Source organism: Micromonospora sp. NPDC023966 (assembly GCF_040639095.1).
GTDB lineage: Bacteria > Actinomycetota > Actinomycetes > Mycobacteriales > Micromonosporaceae > Micromonospora.
Map to the genome: position 1 here is coordinate 84,146 of NZ_JBEZZJ010000007.1, position 24,820 is coordinate 108,965.

Below are 24,820 nucleotides of genomic sequence, written 5' to 3' on the forward strand. Positions count from 1 at the left end.
TTGGCCGGCTCGAGCCGGCTGCTGCCGTCCGACGCGTCACGGTCACGGCTTCCGCGCGCCACCGGTGCGGCTGCCGCTCATCCGACGCCGATCGTCTGCCGCTCGGGCTCGATGACCGCGACGACCCGCTCTTCGCCCCGCGCGTACGGCTGACCGGTGTACTTGATCGCCAGCTGGTCGACGATCGCCCAGGCCACGTCGCCTTCGAGCCATTCGACGACGCGGCCGCGGACGACGACCGGCTGGAACGGGTTGTCGGCTGGGGTCAGCGACAGCGCGACCCGCGGGTCGCGGCGCAGGTTGCGGGCCTTGCGGGAGCGCGGACCGGTGAGGATCACGACGTGGTCGCCGTGCGTGCCGATCCAGACCGGCACGGAGTGGGGTGCGCCGTCGGGCAGGACGCTGGCGAGGTGGGCGATCGAGGTGCCGTCGAGCACGCGGCGCACATCGGGGTCGAGCACGGTGGTCATCTCCTGGCGTGGGTTCCGGATGGGCTTCTGGCGGTGGTTGTCGGCGGGCGACGGGACTCCGCCGGCGACCGGGGTCAGCGCTCGACCTCGTAGTGGAGGTGGGTGACGCCCGGCGCCGGGACGGCGTCGACGAGGCGGAGGCGCACGTGCTCGGGAAGCGACTGGAAGAAGGGCCGGCCGCCGCCGAGCAGGACCGGCACCTGGTGGAGGACCACCTCGTCGACGAGGCCCGCCTTCAACGCCTCGGTCACGACGCCGCCGCCCATGAGGCCGACGTCCTTGTCGCCGGCGGCCTCGCGGGCCGCGGCGACCGCGTCCTCGATGCCGGTGGTGACGAGGGTCTGCCGCTCGGTCATCTCCGGTGTCGGCCGGTGGCTGAGGACGAACAAGCGGGCCGCCGGATGAGGGCTGCCGCCTCCGAAGTGGTCGGAGTCCTCGTAGGTGTTGCGGCCCGCCACGACCGCGCCCAGGCGCCCGGCGAGGGCGTCGAAGACTCGGGCGCTGGGCGCACTCAGCCTGAACCCGTCGAACACCTGGCTGGGCGTGTCCCCGTCGAAGTACCAGTCGAAGAGCATCGTCCCGTCGCCCAGCCCACGCCCGGCGCCGGGCTCGCGGCCGGTGATGTACCCGTCGACCGACACCGCGTGGGCGCTGATGACCTTGCTCATCTCGGCAATCCTTTCTGGGGTTCCTTGAAGAGACGCTGTGACCATAGCAACGTCAGTTCCCTGAGGGAACCCCAATCGCTAGACTGGTTCCATGCAGCGCACGGACTTCAGCAGAATGGCGTGCTCGATCGCGCGCACGCTCGACGTCATCGGGGAGCCGTGGTCCCCACTGGTCCTGCGTGACGTGTGGGTCGGGCTCACCCGCTTCGAGCAGCTCCAGGCCGACCTCGGTATCTCGCGCAAGGTCCTGACCGAGCGGCTGAACCACCTCGTCGACCAGGGCGTGCTCGAGCGCCGCCCCTACGACCGGCGGCCGCGCTACGAGTACGTCCTGACGGAAAAGGGCGCCGAACTGGTCGACCTGCTCATGGTCATGGCCGGCTGGGGGGACAAGTGGCTCGCGGGCGAGGCCGGCCCGCCGGTGCTCTACCGCCACCACGCGTGCGGCGAGATCAGCGGTGTGGACCTACGCTGCACCCGTTGCGGCGAGCCGATGCACGCGAACGACGTCGACCCGCTGCCCGGCCCCGGCGCGACCGTGTGACCGAGACCAGCCCGGTCGTCGTGGAATACCCACGATCGGGCCGCTTCGCAGGCGGTCCGCGTGTCGCGACGGGTCGCCGCGCAGCCCATGTTCACGACGGGGTGCACGCCCGAACTGGGAGGTCGACGGGTCGCCTGACGTCTGGCGGGGCTGTCTCGTCGTACCGGTGTCACCCGCGCAGGAAGGAAACCGATCGTGGAACCCGTGAACGTCGCGATCATCTACTACAGCTCCACCGGCACCATCCATACCCTGGCGCAAGCCGCCGCCGAGGGCGCCGAGAAGGCGGGCGCCAACGTGCGACTCCGCAAGGTGGCCGAAACGGCCCCGCCGGAGGCGGTCGGCGCACGGCCGGAGTGGGATCGACACGTGAAGGAGACCGCCGACGTCGCCGAGGCCGGCCACGACGACCTGGAGTGGGCCGACGCGGTGCTGTTCGGCACGCCCACCCGCTTCGGCAACCCGGCCAGCCAGCTCAGGGCATTCATCGACACCACCGGTCCCCTGTGGTTCCAGGGCAAGCTCGCGGACAAGGTGTACTCGGCGTTCACCGCCTCCAACACCACCCACGGGGGGCAGGAATCCACCCTCCTGGCGCTGGCCAACACGTTCTACCACTGGGGCGGCATCATCGTGCCCCCCGGCTACACCGACGCCGTCCAGTTCCAGTCAGGCAACCCCTACGGCACCTCCCACGTGGTCGGCGACGGCCCGCCCGGTGAGGTGGTCCTGCAGGCGGCCCGCTACCAGGCCCGCCGGGTCGTCGACACCACTGCCTGCCTCAAGGCCGGCCGCGCCGCCTGATCCAGCAGAACAGCGACGGCACCGGTCGCGGCGCCGACGTCCCGAACCCACAGTCCGGACCGGGGCTCGACAACGCGGCGATGATCGATGACCATCTTTATCCATGACCATCCGAGCCACCGACGGCCCGTCGACCGCCGGGAGCGCCGACCCCGGCCAGGTTCCCGCCGCCCCGGACCGCCGCCAATGGACCCGGTGGCGCTGGTTACGCCACGAGTGGACGGGCGCGGTGGTCGGTGGCCTGCTGTTGGCGGTGGTGTTGACCTGGCCCACCATGCGGCATCCGGCGAGCACGGTCCCCGGCGACCTGGGCGATCCGACGTTGCAGGCATGGCAGCTGGCCTGGGCGGGGCACGCTCTGCTGAACCACCCCTTGGGCCTCTGGGACTCGAACACGTTCTACCCCGAGACGTACACGTTCGCCTACAGCGACACCCTCCTCGGGTACGCCCCGATGGGGGCGCTCGGCTCGGGCTTCGAGGCCGCCCTGGTCCGCTACAACGTCATGTACGTGCTGGTGCACGCGTTGGCGTTCGTCGGAGCGTACGCGTTGGTCCGGCAGCTCGGGGCGGGCCGGTGGGGCGGCGCGGTCGCCGGGGTCGCGTGGGCGTACGCCCCGTGGCGTCTGGCGCACGCGGGTCACCTGAACATCCTGTCCAGCGGTGGGATCGCGTTGTCCCTGGCGATGCTGGCCCGCGGTCACGGCTGGTCGTTGCGGCACGGGTACCGGCCGGAGCGACGCCGACCGGGGTGGGCGCTGGCCGGGTGGATCGTCGCCGCCTGGCAGGTCACCCTGGGCTTCGGCATCGGGCTGCCACTGGTGTACTTCCTGCTCGCCGCGGTGCTGGTGGCCGCCGCCGGCTACGGGTGGTCGTGGTGGCGGCGGACGGAGAGAGTCCCGTTCGGCCGTCGGTTGCTGCTGGCGGATCTGGCCGGTGGGCTCGTCTTCGGCGCGGTGACGCTGCTGCTGGGGCTGGTCTACCTGCGGGTCGTCGACCTCAATCCGCAGGCCGTGCGGACCCTGGACTGGACGCAGAGTTTCTCCCCGCCGCTGATCGGCTTCGTCACCGCACCGGCGGACTCCTGGTTGTGGGGTGAGCCGCACGCGGCGGCCCGGGAACAGCTGTCCTGGCCCCCCGAGATGGCGTTGCTGCCCGGGATGGCCCTGATCGGGATGGCCATGGCGGGGCTGTTCGTCTCGGTGTACCCGGTCCGGCGCCGGGTCGCGTTGGGGCTCGGCGTCCTCGGGACGGTGCTGCTGGGCCTCGGCTCCACGCTCGGCGGCGACGGTGACCCCGGCTACCTCACGCTCTCCCGGCACCTGCCCGGATGGGACGCGCTGCGGACGCCGGGCCGGATGATGCACTGGACCAGCCTGCTGCTGGCGGTGCTGGCGGCCGGGCTGGTGACGGCGTTCGCCGAGTCGGCGCGGCCATCGCCCACGCGGAGGTGGACCCGGGTCCTGGTGCCGGCGGCCCTCCTGGTGCCGCTGGCGCTGGTCGCGGTGGAGGGGGTCAACCGGACGCCGCACCCGGTGGCGCCCCGGCCACCGGCGGCCATGCGGGTGGCGGAGGAGCCGATCCTGCTGCTGCCGATCGGCGGCACGAACGACCTGCACTACATGCTGTGGACGACCGACGGGTTCCCCCGGGTGGCGAACGGACTGGCCGGTTTCGAGCCCGTCACCCTGGCGCGGACCCGGGCGGCGGCGGCCTCCTTCCCCGATCCCGGCAGCGTGGCCTACCTGCGCGGCATCGGGGTGCGGTCGGTGGTGGCCCTGCCCGACCGGGCCGCCGGTACGCCGTGGGACGGCATCGCGGCCCGGCCGGTCGACGGACTGGGCATCACCCGGGAGGAACTCGATGGTGTGCTGGTCTACCACCTGTGACCAGGTGGGCGCCGATCCGCCCAGCGCCGGTGGCGGATCCCCGGATACGGGCCGGACGGGGTGACGACGTGCGACTGTCGGTGGTGGTGCCCTGCTTCAACGAGGAAGCCTCGGTGGAGGGGCTGCACCGGGCGGTGACCGCCGCGCTGGCGGACTTGACCGATGTCGACGTCGAGGTGGTGTACGTCGACGACGGGAGCGCGGACGGCACCCTCGTGGCGCTGCGCCGGCTGGCCGCAGGCGACCCGTCGGTGCGCTACACGTCGCTGAGCCGGAACTTCGGCAAGGAGGCGGCGATGCTGGCCGGCCTGGAGCGTGCAACCGGGGACGCCGTGGTCATCATGGACGCCGACCTGCAGCACCCGCCGCGGTTGCTGCCCGACATGGTGGCGCTGTACCGCCAGGGGTTCGACCAGGTGATCGCCCGCCGGGACCGGCACGGTGACCGGTTCCTGCGGATGCTGGCCTCGCGCTCCTTCTACCGGGTGGTCAACTGGTGGATCGACGTACGGCTGCTGGACGGGGCGGGCGACTTCCGGCTGCTGTCCCGGCTCGCGGTGGACGCCGTGCTGGCCATGCCGGAATACAACCGGTTCTCCAAGGGACTGTTCTCCTGGATCGGCTTCCGGACGGTCGTGGTCGCGCACCGCAACGAGACCCGCCAGGCCGGCCGGAGCAGGTGGACGTTCGGCAAGCTCTTCAACTACGCGTTCGACGGTCTCCTGTCGTTCAACAACCGGCCGCTGCGCCTGGCCATCTACGGCGGCCTGTTCCTCACCCTGATCGCGCTCGGATACATGGCCTGGGTGGTCGCCGACGCCGTGGAGAAGGGCATCGACGTTCCCGGCTACACGACCATCATCGTCAGCGTGATCGGTCTCGGCGGGATCCAGATGATGATCCTCGGCGTGATCGGGGAGTACATCGGCCGGATCTACTACGAGACCAAGCGCCGGCCGCACTACCTGGTCCAGGAGACCGAGGATCTGGTCACGGAGAGCGGGCAGGTGCCGCGCGTGCCGGCTCAGCCGGCGGTCCGGCCGGCGGACCGGGTCCGGCAGGGAATGCCGGCCCGGGAGGACTCCTCCCGGCACGACCACCTTCGTCGCGCCGCCGACCGGTCCGTGCGGGGCGACGCGCCGTAGCCGCATCCGACGAGGACGTGGTGGCGCGGCGGTCGTGCCGGGTGGGCGGCCCTCCCCGGCCGCCGACCCGCGCGGGCCGACCTACCGGGCGACCAGCTCCTCGACCTGCGGCACCAGCGGCCGGTGGGCCGGCGCCGGCGTGGTGCGCCGGCCGGACCAGAGCACCCGAGCGACGATCCCCGGCGCGAAGAGCCCCGGCGGCGGCGTCATCAGGTTGGCGACGCTGAGGAAACGCCGCCCGACGACGGGGTGCCGCGCACCGGCGGCGTGCAGCCGGGTGACGTACCCGTTGAGGAAGCGCGTCCGGCGGCTGCGCGGCCCGACCACGGTCGGGTGGCGCAGGTCGGCGCCGACGGCCATGTCCCAGGGCACGTCCACCACCTTCGCGGCCGCGGCGAAGAAGCGGCGCGGCAGGTCCCGCCGGCCCCGGCGGAGGCAGTCACGCAGCACGACCGCCTCCGCCGCGGCCACCGTCATGCCCTGCCCGTACGCGGGATTGAAGCTGCACACCGCATCGGCGACCGCGATGAACCCCTCCGGGAGACGGGCGAGGCGCTCGTAGCGGCGGCGCAGGCTGGTGGGCAGTCGCATCCGTTTCGGCGGGCCGAGCGGCTCGGCCCGGCTCAGCAGCGCGTGCAGCTCCGGCGCGGGCAGCTGCCGGGCGAAGGCGAGGTAGCCCTCGGGGCCGACCGGCGGGGCGTGGTCCGGGCCGACGCCGAGGAGCGTCACCATCCACCGGTCGCCTTCCGCGGAGATGGCCACCCCGCCGTACGGGGCGGCCGGGGACGGGCTGCTGATGACGGCGGCGAAGTTGGCGTCGCCCGGGACACGGCGGTAGTCGCGGGAGACGTACACCGTCCGGGGGTCCACCCGCTCCTCCGCGGGCGGCTGGTAGCCGAGCTCGGCGAGCCAGGTGGGGCCGCGGTTGCCGCGGCCGGTCGCGTCCACGACGAGGTCGGCGTCGTGGCGCTCCTCCCGGCCGCCGCGGGGAAGGACCCGCGCGCCGGTCACCGCGTTGCCGTCGGCGAGCAGCCCCACCGCCTCGCACCGGTCCCGGATCTCCACGTTGGGCAGCGCGCGGACCCGGTCCCGGACGTATGCCTCCAGGGCGCGTCGGCTGACACAGAGCCCCGCCAAACCGGAGGCGACCCGGGGGATCCGGTGGCCGTCGTTGACCCAGAGGCAGTCCCGTTGGATGTCGACGGGGACGGCACCGTGGGCGGTCAGGTCGGCGGTCAGGCCGGGGAACAACTCCTCGAGGATCTGGCGACCGCGGGCGAGCAGGCCGTGCGAGTGCTCGCTCTGCGGCACACCCTTGCGGTCGGCGGCTTCCGCCGGCAGCTCGTCCCGGTCGAAGACGGTCACCGTCGCGTACGACTCGCTGAGCACCCGGGCGACGAGCAGGCCGCCCATGCTGCCGCCGAGGACGATCGCCCGCCCGGTCTGGTTGGTGGTGGACACGGCTGACTCCGTTTCGTTTTCAATGGGTGTCTCCAGTCAGCGGCACGCCGTGTCCGGGAGGGAAGCGAATTGGCGGACGACTAGCTGACAGTGAAGTTCCGGTCAGGAGCGCCGCTCGTTCCGACCCGTCCGCCGATCTCCCGACGGTGGGTGAAACTCCTGGTCAGACCCTGTCTTCGGGCTCGGCCGGTGACGCGGTGACCGACATCTCAGTCGACTAGCGGTCAGTCGTCCCGGGCCGCCGGCTCCGGGCGGACCACGGTGGTCAGGGGCGGGAAAGGATCGCCACGCCTTTCGGTTTCGCCCGGCGCCGGGCAGGATGTGCGGGCCAAGCGTCGTCGAGGTCGAGCGGAGAGAACGTGGGCGCGTCGGGATGGTCGTACAGCGTCGCCTACCAGCCGGACGTGGCCGCCGCGCTGGAACAGTTGCGTCAGGACGCGTACACCCGGGGCGCGTACTACCGGGAGGAGCCCGACCCGCTGTACGCCCTGACCGAGGACGAGTTCCGTGCGCAGCTCGACCCCGCCGATGACGACAGCGGGATCAACGAGTGCCTCCTCGACGACTGGCGCGCCGCCCAGCGGCAACCCAAGCCGATCGACCCGGACACGCTGTTCGCAGCGCAACGCCACTCAGGCACGCACTCCATCATCGACATGGCGAAGGGCGTGTCGGCCGAGCCGGCTCTCTTCACCGTGTCGCCACTGACCGACGAGCAGACGCTCGAGTTCTTCGGAACCCGAATGCCGGCCCCGGATCAGGTCGTTGAGTGGATGAAGACGTTCGACCCGTTCTCAATCCGCGAACGATGGCAGGGCGTATACGTCGTCAGCTACGTCGACGGCCGCCCCGAGCAGATTCACTTCACCGGGTTCTCCGGCGACCGAACGGCGCCGGGATCCGGTGGACTCAGCGGTGCGTGCCGGCGCGTAGCATCTCGATGGTCTTGCTGACGCGCTGCGCCCGGGTGGCCTCCCGCTTGGCCTCGGTGACCCAGCGGACGAACTCCTTCCGATGCGAGGGGGCCAGCGCCTCGAACGCCACCTGCGCTTCGGCGTCGTCGGCCAGAGCGGCGGCCAGGTCCTCAGGCACCTCGACAGCACGCGTCGCCACGTCGGGGGCGATGCCGACCTCGTACGCCGATCCGATGCTGACCCCGGCCTGCTCCCGCGCCGCGCGGGACAACCCGATCAGGTTCTCCCCACCCATCCGAGCCACCCGCAGCGGCAACGTCACCCCGTTGACAGTGACCCGCACCGGGAACGCCCTGCGTCCCTCCCCCACGACGGCTACCTGCTCGTCGGACAGCACGAACGCCCCCGCCGGGCCCCGCTGCTCCAACGTCAACGTCAATGTGAGGGTCTCAACCATGACGCCATCGTAGTCGTCAGGTGTCCGGCGGAATCCTCGCTGATCACCTACGGTCGTGGGAATTTGGTGCGGCGCGGTGGTCCTGGCGCAGCGGGGTGATTTGGAGGGCGGCATCTGAGCCGGCCTGGCGCGGAGCCGGCAACGCCCTTTACGGCGGTGGCCGCGACGCCGATTCCGGCGCCGCGGCCCACCGTCTCCCTGTCGACGGTCTGCTCTGCCTAGCCGGGCAGGCCGCGCAGGACGGTCAGGGTCACGCTGTTGTTCCGGTACGACACCCGGAACAGGTGACCGCCCGCGTTCAGGACGCGGTTCTCGGGCAGGGCGTGGAAGCTGCCGCTGATCGAGCTGCCGCTCATGATGGTCAGCACGGTGCCCGGGGTCAGCCGCCCGCGGACGTCCAGGTCCAGCTCGCCGGCCAGCGCCAGCGCACCAGCGGCCCGGACGCTGGTGTAGTCACCGTCGCCCGAGATGGTCACGGCGAGGCGGCCCGCCCGGCCGATGGTCGCGTCGCCGCCCACGGCCAGGGTGTTGCCGGCGGTGACGGGCACGTCGGTGATCCGCGCCGCCTCGTCCGACGAGAGGCCGGGCTGCAGCACGCCGCCGGTGACGTCGATGCCGCCCGCCACGCTGCCGCTGCCGCCGAGCACGCCGCCGACCACGTCGATCGGGCTGGCGTGCGAGCCGACGATCGACAGCTTGCCGGCTTCGACGGTGCTCGTCCCGTGCCAGGTGTTGGCGCCGGTGAGGAACAGGGTGCCGTCGCCCCGCTTGGTGAGGCTTCCCTCGTAGACGCGGGCGTTGCGGGCCTGCTCGCGGCGGACGCCGATGGCGTAGTCCGACTTGTCGGCGTCGCTCGCGTCGGCGGGCAGCCCGTTCGTCCAGCCCTTGGCGGCCTTGGTGGCCTCCCAGGCGGCCGCCTCCGCGGCGTCCTCCTGCTGCCGCGCCCGGATTGCGACATCGGAGATGTCGTTCGACCAGACGTCGTCCTGCCCCTGCAGGTCGGCCACGAACGGCCCGAGGAACTGGCCCGGGCCCTTCATGGCCTCACGCAGGCTGACCGTGTGCCAGCCGTTGCGGCTGTCGGGAACCTGCACGATCTGGCCCCGGGTGGGGTTCGGCACGGCGCTGCCCGCCGCGTCGTTGATCGTGTTGTTCTGCCGACCGGTGGTGAACATCGTGTAGAGCGCCTGCTCGTTCGTCATGTACGGGAAGCGCTGCATGATCAGTGCGAGCGCCGCCGCCGAGTGCGGTCCGGCCATCGACGTGCCGGACGAGCTGCCGTAGCGGGCCTCCGGCACACCGTTGACCACCGACACGGTCGTGCTGTTGATGCCGTTGCTCGGCGCCGTCACACAGGACCACTTCGCCACACCGCACTGGTTGAACGCCTGCTGGCCGGGGACCAGGATGGAACCGTCCGGGTTGAGCGTCCGCCCGATGGTCGGGTTGATCCCCGACGTCGTGTACCAGCGGCCCTCCAGCTCCGGCATGAAGTACGGCGCGGCGCCTCGCGGCGACGGGTTCACGTAGCCACTGTTGCCGGCGGTGAACTGGATGATAGTGCCGGTGCGCCCGGCCTCGATGGCGCCGTTCAGCCAGCGGACGGTGCTGCCGTTGGCGTCGACGACGCCGTCCGGGGTGGACCAGAGGCGCCAGGCCGTGTTCAAGCCGAAGCCGGCCGGGCTGCCGGGGGGCGTGTCGTACGTGTTGTAGTTCTCGGTGTTGGGCTGGCTGCCCCAGCTGCTGGTGATGATCCTGATGGGCTGGCCGTTCTTCGTCTGGGCCGAGTTCACAGCCCGGTAGACGTTGCCGATGTAGGCGTTGTCCGGCCGCTGCGCGGGGGTCGCGGTCGCCGGCAGGAGACCGTAGAGCACGCCGTCCGTCTTGTGGGTGTTGCCGACGTACACGTTGCTGTTGAACGCGACCCCGTGCATGTTCGCGGCAGGTCCCCCGGGCTGGGTCTGGCCGACGCCGTCGCGGCTTGCGCCGACGGTCCCGCTGACGTGCGTGCCGTGGCTGTCGTTGAACGCGGGGTCGTAGAACCCGGGTGTGGGGCCGGTGTCGCCACCTGCGGCCTCGACCGAGAAGTAGCGGTCCCCGGTCGCGTAGTCCGTGGCGAGGCTGCCGTGCTCCCGGACGTGCCCGGCGAAGACGCCCGAGTCGACGACACCGATGTTCATCCCGGTGCCGGAATATCCGGCGGCGTAGGCGAACTCCGCTCCCATCGACAGCAGGCCGGTGTCCCGGTTGAACTCGGGGGTGCGCCAGCTCGCGGGATCGCCGATTCGGCCGGGATCCCCCTCATAGGATGTGATCGGCGGTGGTGCGGCGACCTCCGCCCGGGCCGGCTGCGCGACGACGCCGAGCACCACTATCGGTGTGAGCGCCGCGGTCAGCCCCGTTTTCATTCGTTTCCCGGTCGACACATTCAGCCCCTTTGCAAGATCGACTTTCGCGGATACTATCCCTCACCCCACATCGGAGCAAGGCGCCGTCGGGCACAATTCCATCTACCTCCCAGGTAATCGCCGGGCAGCCATCCGCTCCTGACGCGTCAGCTCTGCGCGACGCCTCGGGTGGTGCCCCCGAGACCGGATCGAGCCGACGCCGAGCAGGCGGAACCCGCGCAGGACGGCCACCGGCCGGGCGGTCGTCGGCGATAAGGCGGTCAACCGGGGCAATATTGCCTGCCGCGAAATGCCGCGGTGCGCGGCAGAACAATTCTCGCCCGATTTCATTCGGTGCCGATGCCGGGCAGATTCAGTGACACCGTGCCCCCCACCTGCGCAGCGCGTAGAGGCCGGCGCCGCCCAGGAACAGGGCGGCCGTGGCGAGGAACGATCAAACAGATTTGATGTATCCTCCGATTCATGAGTGCTTCCGGGCAAGCCGCCCCCGCGTTCCTGCGGCTGGCCGCTCATCCGTTGCGCTGGCGGCTGCTGACCGAGCTCGCCGGCACCGACCTGCGGGTCCGCGAGCTCGCCACGCTCAGCGGCGAGCCGCAGAACCTCGTCTCCTACCACCTGCGGCTGCTGCGAGACGGCGGTCTGGTCACCGCCACCCGGAGCAGCTTCGACGGCCGCGACAGCTACTACCACCTCGATCTGGACCGCTGCGCCGAAGGGCTCGCCGGCGCCGGCGCCGCCCTGCACCCGGCCCTACGTCCGGGCAGCGGCACGCCGCCGCCGGTCCGCCCGCGGCGGTCGCGCCGCCTCGCCGCGCTGTTCGTCTGCACGGGCAACAGCGGCCGCTCACCGATCGCCGAAGCCCTGCTCCGCCAGCACACGGCGGGACACGTCGAGGCGAGCAGCGCCGGGACCCGGCCGGCGCCACGACTGCATCCCGACGGCGTGCGGGTCCTGCGCGAGCGGTACGCCATCGACCTCGCCGATCAGCGGCCGCGCCACCTGGACACCCTGGCCGGCAGCCGGTTCGACTATGTGATCACCCTGTGCGACCGGGCCCGCGAGGCCTGCCCCGAGTTCCCGCAGCACCCGCGCCGCATCCACTGGAGCATCCCCGACCCCGCGGCGGCCGGCGACAGCGAGCAGGCCGGCTATCGGGCCTTCACCCGCACCGCGGCCGACATCGACACCCGCATCCGCCACCTGCTACCCGTCCTCGAGCAAGGAGGTTCGCGCCATGACCGGAAGCCACGAGTACGCCAGCGTCCGCTACCTGGTTGACGACGTCGGGGCAGCCGCCGACTTCTACACCACCCACCTCGGCTTCCAACTGGGCGCCGACGCCGCACCCGCCTTCGCCGAGGTGTTCCGCGGCCCGCTGCGGCTGCTGCTGTCCGGGCCGGCCAGCTCGGGTGCCCGAGCCACGCCCGAGGAGGCCGCCGCTCCCGGCCGCAACCGCATCCACCTCACCGTCGACGATCTAGCTGCCGAAATCGAGCGACACCGGGCAGCTGGGCTGCCGTTCCGCAGCGAGGTCGTCGCCGGCCCGGGCGGGCAGCAGATCCTGCTGGCCGACCCCGCCGGCAATCTGATCGAACTGTTCCAACCGGCCGGTCAGGCGCCCACTGCGACAGCCGTGCCGTGACCACCGGGTCGCCGGCGCTGCTGATCGTCATCCTCGCCACCTCCGGCGCGGTGTCCGACCTCGCCCGGGCGCCACGTGATCCGTGGCGCCCGGGCGGTCGGACCTGCGATCAGGGCACCATCCAGCTCAGGACCGGGGAGCCCTGGAGCGCGACCAGCACGCACATGAACAGCAGCAGCACGAGGCTCCAGCCGAACACCTTCCGGAAGATCTCCCCCTCTCGGCCGGCCATGCCGACCGCCGCGGCGGCGATCGCCAGGTTCTGCGGGCTGATCATCTTGCCCAGCACTCCGCCGGACGAGTTGGCCGCGGCCAGCAGCAGCGGGTCCAGCCCGGCCCGGGTCGCCGTCTGCACCTGCAACGCGCCGAACAGCGCGTTGGCGGAGGTGTCCGAGCCGGTCACCGCGACGCCGATCCAGCCGAGGATCGCCGACAGGAAGACGAACGCCCCGCCGGCCGCGGCGAGGAACGCGCCGAGGGTGTTGGTCTGGCCGGACTGGTTCATCACGTACGCCAGGGCGAGCACCGCCATCACCGTGACGATCGCGTAGCGCAGCTCGAAATAGGTGCGGCCGTACGCGCGCAGCGCCCGGCCCGCCGGGACCCGCAGCACGAGCGCGGTCAGGATGGCGGCGAGGATCATCAGGGTGCCCGCCGCGGGCAGCCAGTTGAAGGTGAACGTCATCGAGGACAGCGGCTTGCCGTTGCCGCCCAGGATGTCCAGCCCCGGCCAGTTGAACTTCACCGTCCACGGCTCCTTCGCCAGGGCCGTCTTCACCGCGCCGAGGTTGGCGATGGAGAAGATCGCGATGATGATCAGGTAGGGCGCGTACGCCCGGGCGACCTCGACCGGGGTGTCCGCGATCCGCCGACCGCCCGCCGTGACGGCGCGCACCTGGTCGGTGGGCCGCTGCTCCAGGTCGTCGTCGCGGTGCCGGCCGACGAGAGCGGTCTCGTCGATGCGCGGATCACCCGGCGGGGTCTCCCCACCGGAACCGCCCAGTCCGGGGGCGGCGGTGCTGGTCGTATCGGAGCGGGTGCCCGCGGCGGCGCGGACCGCGCCGGGACCGGCCAGCTCCGCGTCGACTGCCCCGCGGGCGGCCGGCACGGCGGCGGCCTCCGGCTCGCGGCCGAGGTCGGCGGGGGTGACCGGGCGCCAGACGCGGACCAGCAGCACCACGGCGGCGGCCGAGACCAGCGCGGCGACGATGTCGGTCAGCGGCACCGAGATGTAGTTCGCCGCGACGAACTGCGCCAGGCCGAAGCTCACCCCGGCGACCAGCGCGGCCGGCCAGGTCTGGCGGATGCCGCGCCGCCCGTCGACCAGGGCCACCAGCATCAGCGGTACGACCACCGCGAGGATCGGGGTCTGCCGGCCGACCATCGCGCCGAGGGTGTCGACGGTGAGCCGGGGATCGGGGTTGGCGCCACTGCTGACGCTGGCCAGCGTGACGATCGGGGTGGCGAGCGCGCCGAAGGCCACCGGCGCGGTGTTGGCCAGCAGCGACACCGAGGCGGCGTGGATCGGGCGGAACCCGAGCGCCATCAGCATCACCACGGTGATCGCCACCGGCGTGCCGAAGCCGGCCAGCGCCTCCAGCAGCGCACCGAAGCAGAACGCGATGATGATCGCCTGGATACGCATGTCCGGGCTGACCCGTTCGAAGGAGCGGCGCAGCACGTCGAAATGCCCGCTCTCGACGGTGAGGTTGTAGACCCAGATCGCGTTGATGACGATCCAGAGGATCGGGAAGAAACCGAAGGCGGCGCCCTCGGTGGCCGAGAGCACGGCCTGCCCGACCGGCATGGCGTAGACGGCGATGGCCACGATCAGGGCGACCGCGAGGGACATCACGCCGGCCAACCAGGCCTTGACCTTCATGACGCCGAGCAGGACGAAGAGGGTGAGCAGGGGTAGGACCGCGAAGATGGCCGAGAGCGCGACGGAGTCACCGACGGGATCGGTGACGACTTTGAACTGGTCGAACATGGGTCACCTCGACGCTATGGGGGACGGGGGTCAGCGGTGACGGTGGATCCCGCCGTCAGGACGGGGTTCGCTGGTGCAGCAACTCCTCGACCCCTCGTCCGCGGATCGAGACGTCGAGGACCTGGGCGGTGTGTGCCAGCGCGATGTCGCCGCCGGCGCGGGTCACCGAGGCGGCGACCTGCATCAGGCAGCCGGGGTTGGCGGTGACGAGCAGCCCCGCCCCGGTGGCCAGTACGGTGCGGGCCTTGCGGTCGCCGAGTTCGGCGGCCGGCCCGGGGTGGAGGATGTTCCAGATGCCCGCCGAGCCGCAGCAGATCTCCGGATCGGCGATCTCCCGCAGCTCCAGCCCGGGGATGTCGCGCAGCAGCCGGCGGGGCTGCGCGCGGACGCCCTGGGCGTGGGCCAGGTGGCAGGCGTCGTGGTAGGCGACCGTCACCGGTAGCGGGTGCCGGGTGGCGACCGGGCCGAGCTCGACCAGCACCTCGGAGAGGTCGCGGACCTTGCCGGCGAAGTCGGCGGCGAGCGCCGCGTACCGGGGGTCGTCGCGCAGCAGGTCCCCGTACTCCTTGAGGGTGGAGCCGCAGCCGGCCGCGTTGACCACGAAATAGTCGATGCCGGCGGCCGCGAATGTGTCCAACATCCGGCGGGCGAAGCGGCGCGCCTCCTCCTCCCGTCCGTTGTGCACGCTCAGCGCCCCGCAGCAGCCCTGCCGGTCGGGCAGGATCACCACCTCGCAGCCCTCGGCGGCGAGCACCCGGGCGGTGGCGGCGTTCACCTCGGGAAAGAAGGCGCCCTGCACGCAGCCGGTGAGCATGCCGACCACGGCCCGCCGGGTGCCGACGGCGGCCACCCGCTGCGGCGGGCGAGCGGCCCGGCCCAGCCGGGGGGCCAGCGACTCCACCGTCGCCAGGGTGGGTGCCAGCCGGCGCAGCAGCCCGCTCCGGCGGACCAGCCGGGGCAGGCCGGTGGCCTGGTAGGCCCGCAGTGGCCCGCGCAGCAGCCGCAGCCGCCTCCGGTACGGGAAGAGCGCGAAGATCGCCGCCCGCAGCGCCCGGTCCCGAGGGCCGCGGCGGTGCCGGCGTTCGACCTGCTGGCGGGTGGCCTCGATGAGCCGGTCGTACTGGACGCCGGAGGGGCAGGCGGTCACGCAGGACATGCAGCCGAGGCAGCGGTCGAAGTGGGTGACCATGGAGTCGGCGAGCGGCTCGCCCTCCAACCCCTGCTTCATCAGGTAGATCCGCCCGCGCGGCGAGTCCATCTCCTCGCCCCAGAGCACGTAGGTCGGGCAGGTGGGCAGGCAGAAGCCGCAGTGCACGCAGTCCGCGACCAGCTCGGCGGACGGCGGGTGGTGCTCGTCGAAGGCGCCGACGCCGGGCGGCTGGGCGGCCGCGCCGAGCACGTCGCGGGGACCGCTGGCCGGCTGGCTCCCGCCGGGTGAGGTGACCGGGGTCGGGCCGGGCTGCTGGGGGATGCTCATCAGATCCCTCCCACGAATCGGCCGGGCGTCAGCCGGGCGTCCGGATCGAAGCGCTGCTTGACCCGGCGCATCAGCTCCAGGCCGTGGACCGGTCCCCACAGGTCGACCCGGTCCCGCACGGGCGCGGGTGCGGTGAGCACCACCGTGTGCCCGCCGACGGCGCCGGTCGTCGCCCGGAGCGCGTCCACCAGGCCCGCGACCCGCTCCGGGTCGGATGCGCCGGGCAGGCCGGCGTAGAGGACACCGACGCCGGCCGAACCGCGCAGCGCCAGCGGCAGGTCGTGCCGGTCGGCCGCCGCGCGGGCATCGCTCAGCAGCCGGGGTACGCCGGAGAGCGCGGCGGTCAGCTTCAGGCCGACGTCCCCGTCCCGCCACGGATGGCGTGCCCAGCCTCCGGGCGGCTGGTCGGCGTCGGTGGCGTCGGCGCCGAGCAGCCGGCGGGCCGCGGCGGCCCGGGCGGCCACCCCGGCCGGCGTGCCCTCCAGCAGCACGGTGACCCTCGCTCGCTCGCCGGCCGGCGCGTCCACCTCCAGCGCGGTGGGTACGAGCTGGGCCGCCCGTACCGTGCCGGCCAGGCGGCCGGCCTCGGCCAGGTCGTCCACGGCGCGGGAGACGTATGCGACGGTGGCGGGCAGCGGGTGCAGCCGGAACGCGCACTCGGTGATCAGCCCCAGCGTGCCGTACGCGCCGGTGACCAGCTTGCCCAGGTCGTAGCCCGCGACGTTCTTGACCACCTTGCCGCCGGCGTGCGCCACCACCCCGTCCGCGCGCACCAGGGTGACCCCGATGAGCAGGTCGCGGACCGTTCCGTAGAGCATCCGGCGCGGGCCGCTGGTGTTGGTGGCGACGGCGCCGCCGACGGTGCCGCCGGGCAGCGGTACGTCGAGGGCGAGCTGCTGCCCGGCGCCGGCCAGGGTGGCCGGCAGCTCGTCGAGGCGGGTGCCGGCCCGGACCACGGTGATCAGGTCGCCGGCGGCGTGCTCGACCACCCCGGTCAGGGCGGTGGTGTCGAGGATCAGGTCGAGTCGACGGGGTGCACTCCCCCAGTCCTGCTTGGTGCCGCCGCCGCGGAACGTGACGGCCAGGTCGAGCGCGGCTGCCGCGCGCAGCAGGGCGGCGGCCTGGCCGGTGTCCCGGGGCGCGGCGACGTAGCGGGCCGCCACCCCGGCGATCGTGTCGTGCTCGCCGGCGGTGCGGACGACCGCGCCGTCGTCGTGCCCAGGGTCGCCGGTCGCGGCCCCGCCCGGCGCGGCGGGGCGCGGCGCCGGGACGTCGCGGGGGCGCACCTCGGCGGCGGCGCGGAGCTGGTCGAGGGTCCGGTCGGCGGGCATCAGAACACCTCCGCCAGGCCGGCCTCCTGCGCCGGGTGGACCCCCTTGTGTCGGCCCGGCACCTCGCCGCAGAGGCGGGGCGTCGGGAAGACCTTGCCGGGGTTGGCCAGCCCGTCCGGGTCGAACGCGCAGCGCAGCAGCTGCATCGTGTCCAGGTCGTCGTCGGTGAACATGCGGGGCATGTACTTCGCCTTGTCCATGCCCACGCCGTGCTCCCCGGTGATCGAGCCACCGTGGGTGATGCAGAGGTCGAGGATCGCGCCGGAGACCTCCTCGGCGCGGACGGTCTCGCCGTCGACGGCGGCGTCGAAGAGGACCAGCGGATGCAGGTTGCCGTCGCCGGCGTGGAAGACGTTCGCCACCCGGATGCCGCGCTCGGCGGAGAGCTCACCGATGCGGCGCAGCACCTCCGACAGGGCGGTCCGCGGAATCACCCCGTCCTGGACGATGTAGTCCGGGCTGATCCGCCCCACGGCGGCGAACGCGGACTTGCGCCCCTTCCAGAACAGCGCCCGCTCGGCATCGTCGGCAGCGATCCGGATCTCGAACGCCCGGTTCTCCCGGCAGAGGCTCTCCACCTGCGCGAACTGGGCGGCGACCTCCGGTTCCGGCCCGTCCAGCTCGACGATCAGCACGGCCCCGGCGCCGGGCGGGTAGCCACAGTGCACCGCCGCCTCGGCCGCCTCGATGGCCAGGGCGTCCATCATCTCCACCGCCGCCGGCACCACCCCGGCCGCGATGATCGCCGAGGTCGCCGCACCGGCCTGGTCGGTCGTCTCGAACGCGGCGAGCAGGGTGCGCACCGACTCGGGCAGCCGGGTCAGCCGGACGGTCACCTCGGTGGCGATGCCGAGGGTGCCCTCGGAGCCGACGAACGCGCCGAGCAGGTCGTAGCCGGGGGCGTCGGGGGCGCGGCCGCCGAGGCGTACCCGGTCGCCGTCCGGGGTGACCAGCTCGACGCCGAGGACGTGGTTGGTGGTGAAGCCGTACTTCAGGCAGTGGGCGCCGCCCGAATTCTCCGCCACGTTGCCCCCGATGGAGCAGATCTGCTGGCTAGACGGGTCCGGCGCGTAGTAGTAGCCGTAGGGGGTGGCGGCCCGGGTGACCGCCAGGTTGATCACGCCGGGCTGCACCACCGCCCGCTCGTCGTCCGGCGCGATCTCCAGGATGTCCCGCATCTGCGAGGCGACCACGAGGACGCCGTCGGCGCGGGGCAGGGCGCCGCCGGAGAGCCCGGTGCCGGAGCCGCGGGCCACGAACGGCGTACCCGCGGCGACGCAGGCCCGCACGACGGCGGCGCACTGTTCCGCGTCGGCCGGGAGCGCCACCAGCGCGGGGATCACCTTGTACTGGGCCAGCCCGTCGCACTCGTAGGTGCGCAGCTGCTGCCGGTCGCTGATCACCCGGTCGGCGCCGATGGCGGCCCGCAGGGCGGCGGCGAGAGCCTCGAGGTCCGTCGTGGTCCTGCTCATCGCCACCTCCACGTCGCGTCGGTCGTCGGTCAGGGCATCCGTTCGTACGCGGGCACGGTCAGGAAGTCGGCGAACTCGTCGGCGACGGCGACCTCCATGAACAGCGCCCGGGCGTCGGCGTAGTCACCGGGAGCACCGGGCAGTTTCCCGATCTCCTCGTCGGCGATCCGTTCGACCAGCTCCCGGGTGACCCGCTCACCGGTGTCGTCGAGGGTGACGTCGTTGTGCAGCCACTGCCACACCTGGCTGCGGGAGATCTCCGCGGTGGCCGCGTCCTCCATGAGGTTGTAGATGGCCACCGCGCCGGAGCCACGCAGCCAGGTGGCCAGGTAATGCACGCCGACGCTGACCGCGTTGCGCAGCCCGCCCTCGGTGTGCTGCCCCGGGGTGGACCGAACGTCGAGCAGCTCGGCGGCGGTCACCCGGACCTCGTCGCGGGTGCGGTCGAGCTGGTTCGGCCGGTCACCGAGGACCTGGTCGAAGACCTCCCGGCAGATCGGCACCAGGTCGGGGTGGGCGACCCAGGAGCCGTCGAACCCGTCGCCCGCCTCCCGCGTCTTGTCGTCGCGGACCTTCGCCAGCGCCATCTCGTTGACCTGCGGGTCGCGGCGGCTGGGGATGAACGCGGCCATCCCGCCGATGGCGTGCGCCCCCCGCCGGTGGCAGGTCCGCACCAGCAGTTCGGTGTACGCGCGCATGAACGGCACCGTCATGGTCACCGAGTTCCGGTCGGGCAGCAGGAAGTCGGCGCCCCGGTTGCGGAACTTCTTGATCACGCTGAACATGTAGTCCCAGCGGCCGGCGTTCAGCCCGGCGGAGTGCTCGCGCAACTCGTAGAGGATCTCGTCCATCTCGAACGCGGCCGGGAACGTCTCGATCAGCACGGTGGCCCGGATGGTGCCGCGCGGGATGCCGAGGCGCTCCTGGGCGAGCAGGAAGACGTCGTTCCACAGTCGCGCCTCGAGGTGGCTCTCCATCTTGGGCAGGTAGAAGTAGGGTCCGGCGCCGCGGTCGAGCTGCCGGCGGGCGCAGTGGAAGAAGTAGAGGCCGGAGTCGACCAGGCTGCCGGAGGTGCGCTCGCCGTCGACAAGGATGTGCTTCTCGGTGAGGTGCCAGCCGCGCGGCCGGACCACGATGGTGGCCAGCTCACCGTCGTGCAGGGCGTACTGCTTGCCGTCCGGCGAGGTGAAGTCGAGCTTACGGTCGATCGCGTCGCGCAGGTTGAGCTGGCCGGAGATGACGTTCTCCCAGAGCGGGGTGTTGGCGTCCTCGTGGTCGGCCAGCCACACCTTCGCCCCGGAGTTGAGCGCGTTGATGGTCATCTTGGCGTCCGTCGGGCCGGTGATCTCCACCCGGCGGTCGACCAGGCCCGGCGCGGGGTCGGCGACCCGCCAGTCGGACTCGCGGATCTCCCGGGTCTCGGGGAGGAAGTCGAACAGCGCGCCTCCGGCGAGATCGGCCTCGCGCTGCTTGCGCCGGTTGAGCAGTTCGCGACGGCGGGCGTCGAAGGCGCGGTGCAGGTCGGCGAGGAAGCTCAACGCCTCGGGGGTGAGGATGTCGTCGTACCGGGGGTGCATCGGCCCGGTGACCTCGATGCCGGCAGGGTTGGCCATCGACTCGCTCCTCACCGTGATATGTGTCGCGATCTATCCGGTGGTGCTCCAGCCGACTGTAGTTCTCGCTGGTCATGGCCGCGAGTTGAGCGACGGCACAGTGGCCGGGAACGGTCGATCCACTGCGGCGAGCGGTGTCTGACCTGCGGCGAACGGCGAACGGTCGGGTCGGGGGCCGCCGACCGGGCACGTGGTCGTGGTCCTGGGCCAACGACTCCCTGTCGCCGGCGGTGCTCGGTGACATCACCGGCGTGGCCCGCTACGGCGAAGAGCGGGTCTTTCCGCTGTTGATCTGGCCGAGCTTCCGCGCCGAGCAAAAGCCGGTGGCGCAGGCCAGGATCGTCGCTGCAGATGTGTTGTACGCCGACGGCCTGTGGCTCGAGCCCGGCGATGAGATGGACCTCCACTTCGCCATTCACAATCTGCGCCGGGTCTGAAGGGCAACCGCAGCAGTGCGGTGGCGGGCGGACGGGAGTCTGAGACCCCTCGGAGCCTGGACCTGTGGAGGACGTCGCGGCAGCTGCGCGCGCGATGCGTCAACGGCTCGATCGGTCTTGGAGGGCGGCGCACCTCTGCGGGAGCTCTGCGTCGGGCTGGCTCATGCCATCCACGATCTCGAGGCACTCGCCCAGTCTGCGAAGCTGGCGATGATCGCACAATCGGAAGGAGGGCCGGCAATGACAACCGACCGACAGGACATCACCCATTTGCAGCGATGCGTAGCGCTGGCCGCAGAAGCTTTGGCGGCGGGCGACGACCCGTTCGGGTCGGTCTTGGTCGGCCCGAGCGGAGTCGTGCTGGCGGAGGCCCGAAACCGGGAGACGTCCTCGGCGGACCCGACGGCGCATCCTGAGCTCGCCCTAGCGCAATGGGCGGCCGGACATCTGCCGCCAGCGGTGCGGGCGACCGCGACCGTCTACACCTCAGGCGAGCACTGCCCGATGTGCGCGGCCGCCCACGCGTGGGTCGGACTTGGCCGCATTGTCTACGCCGCATCGAGCTCGCAGCTCGCCACCTGGCGAGCGGAGTGGGGCTTGCCAGCCGGGCCGGTGGCCGTGCTTCCCGTCACCGCCGTCGCGCCGGCTCTCACGGTTGTCGGCCCGGTCGCTCCACTCGACGAGGAGATGCGGCTCTTGCACGAACGCGCTGCGAATCGGCGAGCCGCACAATAGCCACGCGTCCGGGCTCGCAGCGCCGCCTCGCCACGGTCGAATCCCCGAGGCCGACGCAGGACTGCCGTCAAGAGCGGTCCAACTGCACGTCGACTGCGGCGGCCCAGGGTTGCGCCCGGTGAGCGGTTCCTCCAGAGCACGCTGCTGACCTACCCCGGCGGGCGGCACTCCGCACGGAAGACGAACGCGCCCGGGGGCGCCGGGCGTCCGACCGGACATGGTGGGACAACACCTTCAACTGGGCACGCGTTCAAGCCCACGTGGCTGAAAGCTGGAATGGAGGGTCGACGCGGTCGGCCTGACGCGCGAGTTGGGCCACGACTTACAGGGCCTGACGCACTGCCGACGGGAGAGGGGCCTAGCCCGGCCACCACCTGGTCCGTAGCCTCGGCTGGGCTGTCCGGCTCGGTCCAGAAGGGTCTGCAACCACTGGGATCAGCGCTCTATTCGTCTGCTGCTGCGTCTGGCCGTCCAGGGCCGTTGCTGTCACTCGTTGCTCTGTCACCCTGCTCGACGGCACCCAACTCGGCAACCAGCTCGGTATGGCTTGTCAGGCGAATGCACACCTGCTCAGTCGGTCCGTCGTCACCGGCGAGCGTCGGTGCTAGGCGTCTCCTACCGCCCATCTGTGGCGCCGCAACTCGTCCAACACCTTGCGGGCGCCCATAGCCCAAAAGATCACTGCTTCGTCGTGGCCGTGTGCCACAAACTTGAAGCCATCAGCCAGCACGGGGACGATACGGACGCGGGAGATCGAAACCAGGTTCGTCCGCGTAACTTGGAACTCTCCGAAGATTGAGGAGATCATGATGTCCTGCGCTCCGACGCGGAGCCGGGCGAATGGCCATGTCGCCCTCCGATGGAACTGTGGGCGTCCCCACGTCCCAACTTGTGGGTCGACGTAGACAACGCCGCCGCGAGTTTTGAAGTCCTTCTCAGCCACGCAGCGATCATCGCTGACGAAGACAAGCACCGGCCTCCCGTCCGGCTCACGGCTGAGTCCAGGAACTCGCAGCTTGGGAAGCGGACAGCGAGGGCGACGGATCGTTGCGCAAAACGATTCCGCCCCCGGCCGGAGCCGGGGGCGGGAACGGGTGCCGGTGTGCAGGTCGCCTCTCGGCGAGTGACGCGACGCGGCTCCAGCCGAACGGTATTCCGCGAAGGCAATTTAGGTGAGGCCCGGGGACACTGGACACACCGACACCCTTCTCAACCTACCCCGACCGCCGGTTGTTCCACGCTGTCGGTGACTGCCGCCACTCCCCACTTTCATACCCGGTCGCGCTGCCCGGATGTACGCCGCTGGCCGGCACCCTCGGTGGGGTGCCGGCCAGCGGCGTATTGCACTATCGGCCCGCTGTTCCAGTGCTCGACGAACGCATGCCTGGTCACGGCTTGGCCTGGAAGTGAGCGCCGTCCAGCGCGGCCTGGAGCGACTTCGTGTAGCCGTCGCTGGTCAGCGTCGCCCCGGACACCGCGTCGACCTGCGCGCTCTGCGCGGCGAGCGCCTCCGTGCGCAGCTGCGGCACCGCGTGCTTGTTGATCTCGCGGGAGCGGTTGTTCGTGCTCGGCACCGTCATCGGCGTGATGTCGGTGATCCGGCCGCCGCTGATGTGGGCCTGCACCTGGACGTTCCCCCGCTTGGTCGGCACGACTGGGCCGGCGGCGACGGTGGTGGAACCGGACCGTGCGACGGTGCCCCGTGACGTCGCCGCCGCGCCGGGGCCGGCCTCCACGCCCGGCGCGCTTGCGCCGCCAACGGTCTCGGCCGAGCTGTCGGGTCCGGTCGACGTCCGGTAGCTGAAGAGAAGTACCACCACGGCGATCGTGGCGAAGAACCACATAGTGATCATGCGCATACCCAGAACGCTCTTACGCAGCATCGTGTTCATGACAAAGCTCCATTCGGAGTTGGCGTCACCGCGATGGGGCCAGCGGCAGACGCAAGCACCGTCAGGCGCTCAAAAGATCAAAGGAAAAAGTCTCTGCCCGGTGTCGGCCGCGGGGCGAGGGCCTCTTCGCGGCGCCGGGACCATGTGTAACGACCGGCGGCCCGCCATCATTCCGACCCGGGCCCGGTGCACCAGCCCTGGATGGGGCCAGGTACTCGGTCGTACGGGAGATGTAACGACCCGGGCCCGGCCACGATTCCGCCCCCAGGATGCCGCCGGTCACACCTCGAAACCGGACACCCCCACCCACCCGGGCAGCCACCGGACGACCCGAACCGGACACCCGCACCAGATCCCGCACCTGGCGGTATCCGCGCGCACCGGACACCGCCACATCCGGGACATCGAGTCGATCACGCTCAGCCAGCACCAAGCCGGCCGCACGGGCGGACCCGGACCACCACACCCCCCACCGCAATCGCCGATTCTGCCTGTCTACCGGTTTGGCGGCCTGGTCGCGGCGGTCTCTCGTGGCCTCGGCTGGCCCCTCCTGTCCTCGCCCAATGGCACGCTAATGGCACGGTTGGCGAGACAAATCATCATCTACGCATGCGTGTTGCAGCGGGAGCCGAAGCCCAGCCGTTCGAACTGGCGCTCTTCGCGCTTTTGGTCATCGTCCTTGGCCTCATCTCCGTTCGCCAGGGCTACGTGTACCGGCGGCCTCGGTCCCGAGGCAAGGGGCCCCTCCTCCCTGCCTGGGCTCCGGGGGCTGGTCGCCTCGCCATCCAACGGCAACTCTGCGCGCCGGCTGGGCAACGGCTGCCGTCGGCATCGCTCTGCTACTTCTCGCGGTGTACCGGCAGTTGTCGGCGTAGCTGGAGCTTGGACCCCGGAGCGCCAGTTTGGAAGAGCGCGCTCAACCGACCGCGATGCCCGAAACGCCTGCAGCCGGTCGCCGTCCCGATTGCGTCTCGTGCCCCCCTCGTGACCGCTACGCGCCACGGTTACTGGCCCATGGATGGCCCGTGGTGCTCTTGTAGTCCTCGAACTCCCATAGCCCGATGCGAGCGAGCTTCTCGACAAACCCAGCCTGGCTGGTCGCCTCGACGTTCCCGATCAGCTTGCGTAGCACCGCCTCGACGGCTGTGGTTGAGAACTGTTCCACGAACAGCCAATGGCGCCCTACCAGGAAGGGCTGCCGCCGCAGCAGCTCTGCCAGGGCGGCCGGCGTGCAGGCAGCCACCAAGTACTGCTCTTCGCCTGCCTCCCCGACGGCCCCGACGTACACCTCCACTAGTTGGAAGGCGTTCGAAGGATCGAAGGGTTCCCCTGATTCCACGTCTGGGAAGAGCACCCGCCGGACTTCTGCACGCATTGTGGCAAGTTACCGCCAGCGTTCTAGCGACTCACGCGGTGGGGACTACACCGGCCGTGCTCCCCCACCGGATCGGTCACTGGATCAGCCATGCCGA

At 71.6% G+C, this 24,820-nt stretch carries 21 protein-coding genes; 9 read left to right on the top strand and 12 right to left on the bottom strand.

The window, feature by feature from the left end; translation table 11 throughout:
- Nucleotides 1–77: 77 nt before the first annotated feature.
- Together AB0F68_RS12995 and AB0F68_RS13000 are read right to left on the bottom strand one after the other, a co-directional pair.
- Nucleotides 78–470: a TIGR03618 family F420-dependent PPOX class oxidoreductase gene (locus tag AB0F68_RS12995; protein ID WP_357336152.1), complete on the bottom strand. Its 393-nt coding sequence runs from the start codon at nt 468–470 to the stop codon at nt 78–80.
- A gap of 74 nt (nt 471–544) precedes the next feature.
- A complete protein-coding gene (locus AB0F68_RS13000; protein WP_357336155.1) occupies nt 545–1,138 on the bottom strand; it encodes a dihydrofolate reductase family protein in 594 nt (197 codons plus the stop codon).
- A gap of 91 nt (nt 1,139–1,229) precedes the next feature.
- Between AB0F68_RS13000 and AB0F68_RS13005 the strand changes: the two genes are divergently transcribed.
- From AB0F68_RS13005 to AB0F68_RS13020, 4 genes are all read left to right on the top strand, one after another.
- Nucleotides 1,230–1,682: a helix-turn-helix domain-containing protein gene (locus AB0F68_RS13005; RefSeq protein WP_357336160.1), complete on the top strand. Its 453-nt coding sequence runs from the start codon at nt 1,230–1,232 to the stop codon at nt 1,680–1,682.
- A 192-nt stretch (nt 1,683–1,874) separates the two neighbouring features.
- Complete coding sequence (gene wrbA / locus AB0F68_RS13010; RefSeq protein WP_357336483.1) at nt 1,875–2,486, top strand: NAD(P)H:quinone oxidoreductase; 612 nt, start codon at nt 1,875–1,877, stop codon at nt 2,484–2,486.
- Nucleotides 2,487–2,589: 103 nt separating this feature from the next.
- Nucleotides 2,590–4,374: a hypothetical protein gene (locus AB0F68_RS13015; protein ID WP_357336163.1), complete on the top strand. Its 1,785-nt coding sequence runs from the start codon at nt 2,590–2,592 to the stop codon at nt 4,372–4,374.
- A gap of 68 nt (nt 4,375–4,442) precedes the next feature.
- Complete coding sequence (locus AB0F68_RS13020) at nt 4,443–5,519, top strand: glycosyltransferase family 2 protein (protein ID WP_357336165.1); 1,077 nt, start codon at nt 4,443–4,445, stop codon at nt 5,517–5,519.
- An 81-nt stretch (nt 5,520–5,600) separates the two neighbouring features.
- Here AB0F68_RS13020 and AB0F68_RS13025 read toward each other — a convergent pair whose 3' ends face one another.
- Complete coding sequence (locus AB0F68_RS13025) at nt 5,601–6,980, bottom strand: FAD-binding protein (protein ID WP_357336167.1); 1,380 nt, start codon at nt 6,978–6,980, stop codon at nt 5,601–5,603.
- A gap of 359 nt (nt 6,981–7,339) precedes the next feature.
- Between AB0F68_RS13025 and AB0F68_RS13030 the strand changes: the two genes are divergently transcribed.
- Nucleotides 7,340–7,933 (top strand): hypothetical protein, encoded by a 594-nt coding sequence (locus AB0F68_RS13030; protein WP_357336170.1) that lies wholly within the window; start codon nt 7,340–7,342, stop codon nt 7,931–7,933.
- Here the strand turns inward: AB0F68_RS13030 and AB0F68_RS13035 are convergent.
- Nucleotides 7,890–8,351, bottom strand: coding sequence for a YdeI/OmpD-associated family protein (locus AB0F68_RS13035; protein WP_357336172.1), 462 nt, complete (start codon nt 8,349–8,351; stop codon nt 7,890–7,892). The two genes, AB0F68_RS13030 and AB0F68_RS13035, sit on opposite strands and share 44 nt — an antisense overlap.
- A gap of 218 nt (nt 8,352–8,569) precedes the next feature.
- Nucleotides 8,570–10,759 carry a S8 family serine peptidase gene (locus AB0F68_RS13040; RefSeq protein WP_357336174.1) on the bottom strand — a complete coding sequence of 730 codons (2,190 nt, stop codon included), beginning with the start codon at nt 10,757–10,759 and terminating at the stop codon, nt 8,570–8,572.
- Between the two features lie 462 nt (nt 10,760–11,221).
- Here AB0F68_RS13040 and AB0F68_RS13045 point away from each other — a divergent pair, with 462 nt between their 5' ends.
- Nucleotides 11,222–12,037 carry an ArsR family transcriptional regulator gene (locus AB0F68_RS13045; RefSeq protein WP_357336180.1) on the top strand — a complete coding sequence of 272 codons (816 nt, stop codon included), beginning with the start codon at nt 11,222–11,224 and terminating at the stop codon, nt 12,035–12,037.
- Complete coding sequence (locus AB0F68_RS13050; protein ID WP_357336185.1) at nt 11,994–12,401, top strand: VOC family protein; 408 nt, start codon at nt 11,994–11,996, stop codon at nt 12,399–12,401. Before AB0F68_RS13045 ends, AB0F68_RS13050 begins: the two co-directional genes overlap by 44 nt.
- A 109-nt stretch (nt 12,402–12,510) precedes the next feature.
- On the opposite strand, the gene AB0F68_RS13055 is transcribed toward AB0F68_RS13050, so the two are convergent.
- Genes AB0F68_RS13055 through aceB form a run of 5 tightly spaced genes read right to left on the bottom strand, consistent with a single transcriptional unit; the run spans nt 12,511 to nt 20,284 of the window.
- Nucleotides 12,511–14,391 carry an L-lactate permease gene (locus tag AB0F68_RS13055; RefSeq protein WP_357336188.1) on the bottom strand — a complete coding sequence of 627 codons (1,881 nt, stop codon included), beginning with the start codon at nt 14,389–14,391 and terminating at the stop codon, nt 12,511–12,513.
- A gap of 55 nt (nt 14,392–14,446) precedes the next feature.
- Nucleotides 14,447–15,868 (bottom strand): heterodisulfide reductase-related iron-sulfur binding cluster, encoded by a 1,422-nt coding sequence (locus AB0F68_RS13060; RefSeq protein WP_357336191.1) that lies wholly within the window; start codon nt 15,866–15,868, stop codon nt 14,447–14,449.
- Nucleotides 15,868–17,199 carry an FAD-binding oxidoreductase gene (locus AB0F68_RS13065; protein ID WP_357336193.1) on the bottom strand — a complete coding sequence of 444 codons (1,332 nt, stop codon included), beginning with the start codon at nt 17,197–17,199 and terminating at the stop codon, nt 15,868–15,870. Before AB0F68_RS13065 ends, AB0F68_RS13060 begins: the two co-directional genes overlap by 1 nt.
- The gene (locus tag AB0F68_RS13070) at nt 17,199–18,671 is read right to left on the bottom strand and encodes an FAD-linked oxidase C-terminal domain-containing protein (protein ID WP_357336204.1); all 1,473 of its coding nucleotides are present in this window, start codon (nt 18,669–18,671) and stop codon (nt 17,199–17,201) included. Before AB0F68_RS13070 ends, AB0F68_RS13065 begins: the two co-directional genes overlap by 1 nt.
- A gap of 29 nt (nt 18,672–18,700) precedes the next feature.
- Nucleotides 18,701–20,284: a malate synthase A gene (gene aceB / locus AB0F68_RS13075; RefSeq protein WP_357336207.1), complete on the bottom strand. Its 1,584-nt coding sequence runs from the start codon at nt 20,282–20,284 to the stop codon at nt 18,701–18,703.
- A gap of 134 nt (nt 20,285–20,418) precedes the next feature.
- On the opposite strand from aceB, the gene AB0F68_RS13080 reads away from it, so the two are divergent.
- Both AB0F68_RS13080 and AB0F68_RS13085 read left to right on the top strand, forming a co-directional pair.
- Nucleotides 20,419–20,721, top strand: coding sequence for a DUF6882 domain-containing protein (locus AB0F68_RS13080; RefSeq protein WP_357336209.1), 303 nt, complete (start codon nt 20,419–20,421; stop codon nt 20,719–20,721).
- A gap of 240 nt (nt 20,722–20,961) precedes the next feature.
- Nucleotides 20,962–21,456, top strand: a complete 495-nt coding sequence (locus AB0F68_RS13085) for a nucleoside deaminase (protein ID WP_357336211.1) — start codon at nt 20,962–20,964, stop codon at nt 21,454–21,456.
- A 1,388-nt stretch (nt 21,457–22,844) separates the two neighbouring features.
- On the opposite strand, the gene AB0F68_RS13090 is transcribed toward AB0F68_RS13085, so the two are convergent.
- Both AB0F68_RS13090 and AB0F68_RS13095 read right to left on the bottom strand, forming a co-directional pair.
- Entirely contained in the window at nt 22,845–23,348 is a 504-nt protein-coding gene (locus AB0F68_RS13090; RefSeq protein ID WP_357336214.1) for an FMN-binding protein, read from the bottom strand.
- 991 nt (nt 23,349–24,339) lie between these two features.
- Nucleotides 24,340–24,723: an Imm8 family immunity protein gene (locus tag AB0F68_RS13095; RefSeq protein ID WP_357336219.1), complete on the bottom strand. Its 384-nt coding sequence runs from the start codon at nt 24,721–24,723 to the stop codon at nt 24,340–24,342.
- Between the last annotated feature and the right edge of the window lie 97 nt (nt 24,724–24,820).

Excerpts from the sequence above, each read along its gene's own strand:
- AB0F68_RS12995 (WP_357336152.1), bottom strand. The coding sequence starts at position 470 with ATGACCACCGTGCTCGACCCCGATGTGCGCCGCGTGCTCGACGGCACC.
- AB0F68_RS13000 (WP_357336155.1), bottom strand. The coding sequence starts at position 1,138 with ATGAGCAAGGTCATCAGCGCCCACGCGGTGTCGGTCGACGGGTACATC.
- AB0F68_RS13005 (WP_357336160.1), top strand. The coding sequence starts at position 1,230 with ATGCAGCGCACGGACTTCAGCAGAATGGCGTGCTCGATCGCGCGCACG.
- AB0F68_RS13015 (WP_357336163.1), top strand. The coding sequence starts at position 2,590 with ATGACCATCCGAGCCACCGACGGCCCGTCGACCGCCGGGAGCGCCGAC.
- AB0F68_RS13035 (WP_357336172.1), bottom strand. The coding sequence starts at position 8,351 with ATGGTTGAGACCCTCACATTGACGTTGACGTTGGAGCAGCGGGGCCCG.
- AB0F68_RS13040 (WP_357336174.1), bottom strand. The coding sequence starts at position 10,759 with ATGAAAACGGGGCTGACCGCGGCGCTCACACCGATAGTGGTGCTCGGC.
- AB0F68_RS13045 (WP_357336180.1), top strand. The coding sequence starts at position 11,222 with ATGAGTGCTTCCGGGCAAGCCGCCCCCGCGTTCCTGCGGCTGGCCGCT.
- AB0F68_RS13050 (WP_357336185.1), top strand. The coding sequence starts at position 11,994 with ATGACCGGAAGCCACGAGTACGCCAGCGTCCGCTACCTGGTTGACGAC.
- AB0F68_RS13055 (WP_357336188.1), bottom strand. The coding sequence starts at position 14,391 with ATGTTCGACCAGTTCAAAGTCGTCACCGATCCCGTCGGTGACTCCGTC.
- AB0F68_RS13060 (WP_357336191.1), bottom strand. The coding sequence starts at position 15,868 with ATGAGCATCCCCCAGCAGCCCGGCCCGACCCCGGTCACCTCACCCGGC.
- AB0F68_RS13065 (WP_357336193.1), bottom strand. The coding sequence starts at position 17,199 with ATGCCCGCCGACCGGACCCTCGACCAGCTCCGCGCCGCCGCCGAGGTG.
- AB0F68_RS13070 (WP_357336204.1), bottom strand. The coding sequence starts at position 18,671 with ATGAGCAGGACCACGACGGACCTCGAGGCTCTCGCCGCCGCCCTGCGG.
- aceB (WP_357336207.1), bottom strand. The coding sequence starts at position 20,284 with ATGGCCAACCCTGCCGGCATCGAGGTCACCGGGCCGATGCACCCCCGG.
- AB0F68_RS13085 (WP_357336211.1), top strand. The coding sequence starts at position 20,962 with ATGACAACCGACCGACAGGACATCACCCATTTGCAGCGATGCGTAGCG.
- AB0F68_RS13090 (WP_357336214.1), bottom strand. The coding sequence starts at position 23,348 with ATGAACACGATGCTGCGTAAGAGCGTTCTGGGTATGCGCATGATCACT.
- AB0F68_RS13095 (WP_357336219.1), bottom strand. The coding sequence starts at position 24,723 with ATGCGTGCAGAAGTCCGGCGGGTGCTCTTCCCAGACGTGGAATCAGGG.